We start from the raw sequence: 1,139 nt of genomic DNA, 5'->3' as shown, positions 1-1,139 counted from the left end.
CCCGTAGACAACCAGAGACCAAGGTCAGCGCATAAGGGGCAAAATCAATTAGACAACTGTCAGTAATTTTGTGCGCGGGGCCGGTTATCGGTAAGCGTGGCAGGAACCTTTCAATTACCCACAAGTCGCCGCACTGACGATTCCACTCGACTCATTGCCGTTGCCGGGAGGGAGGCCGGCATGATTCATCCCGGAGCACCAAAACGCTAGAGCGGGGTGCACGATGGGCGGCGGGGCAACGGATATTGGAACGTGGATCGATCGCGAGCTCGCCGGCTCGAGATTTTCCGATGAGCGACTTGGCAAGAGGCTCCGCAGCCTGGTGCATCGTCTCAGCGCGTCGATCGGAGACCGTTGCCATTGGCATGTGGCGATTGGGCGGGCACCAAGGCGGCCTATCGCTTCCTCTCGAATGACGATGTCAGCGGAGCCCAGATCCTCGCGGGTCATTTCGCGGCAACGGCCGAGCGCATTCGAGCGATCGACGGACCGATCCTCGTTCTTCAGGACGCCACGGAATTCATATTTAAGGAACCTCTGCGCAGGTGGAAATTTGGGCTGCGGGCGGCTTCAGTCGCGAACATTGCGGTCGCGCGCTCTTTGTGGAGCGTGAATTTGGCCAATATCGTGGATTTTCGGTCTACTTCTGCCGGTTTTTGGCTGTTTTCGGAGGCCACTCCCGGCTCTCCGGGCGCAGTTATCCTGCGGTTTAGGCCAATTTCTCGCGCATGATGTAGATATTGGCCAAGGTGAGCTGGCAGAAAATCTGCTGGCTGTTCTTGTAGAGGCCGCGATAGCGCGTCCTGGTATAGCCGAACTGGCGCTTGACGACCCGGAAGACGTGCTCGACCTTGGAGCGGAACGAAGACGTCAGCCGGTTGATCCGGCGCTGTTCATCGGTCAGGCCCCTGGCCCTTCTTGCGCTTGAAAGGCGTGGCCCAGACGACATCGCCTTCATCCCGATCGGCTTCGAGCGAACGCTCGTTGCTTGCGTAGGCACTGTCGCCAAAGGCAATTTCCTCCTCGCCGTGGAGCAGCGCATCAGTCACCACGCTATCATGCACATTGGCCGAAGTCATTTCGGCCGAATGCACGCAGCCCGAAGCCGCGTCCGCGCCAATGTGCGCCTTCATGCCGAA

The 1,139-nt window shown here is 59.1% G+C and carries 3 protein-coding genes and 1 pseudogene; 2 read left to right on the top strand and 2 right to left on the bottom strand.

What is annotated here, in order from left to right; all coding sequences use genetic code 11:
- Window positions 1–223: 223 nt before the first annotated feature.
- Window positions 224–337, top strand: a pseudogene (locus L3X40_RS22645) (transposase DNA-binding-containing protein); the annotation flags it as partial.
- Between the two features lie 17 nt (window positions 338–354).
- Window positions 355–732 carry a transposase DNA-binding-containing protein gene (locus L3X40_RS22640; RefSeq protein ID WP_445177237.1) on the top strand — a complete coding sequence of 126 codons (378 nt, stop codon included), beginning with the start codon at window positions 355–357 and terminating at the stop codon, window positions 730–732.
- Here L3X40_RS22640 and L3X40_RS21860 read toward each other — a convergent pair.
- Window positions 710–958, bottom strand: a complete 249-nt coding sequence (locus L3X40_RS21860; RefSeq protein ID WP_272908150.1) for a transposase — start codon at window positions 956–958, stop codon at window positions 710–712. The genes L3X40_RS22640 and L3X40_RS21860 overlap by 23 nt on opposite strands.
- On the bottom strand, window positions 894–1,139 hold a 246-nt coding region (locus tag L3X40_RS22390; RefSeq protein WP_272908149.1), incomplete at its 5' end, for a transposase. The genes L3X40_RS22390 and L3X40_RS21860, both read right to left, overlap by 65 nt.

Source organism: Rhizorhapis sp. SPR117, from assembly GCF_021742065.1.
The sequence above is the reverse complement of the archived record's forward strand: the minus strand, read 5'-3'. Positions and strand labels throughout refer to the sequence as shown.

Excerpts from the sequence above, each read along its gene's own strand:
- L3X40_RS21860 (WP_272908150.1), bottom strand. The coding sequence starts at position 958 with ATGAAGGCGATGTCGTCTGGGCCACGCCTTTCAAGCGCAAGAAGGGCC.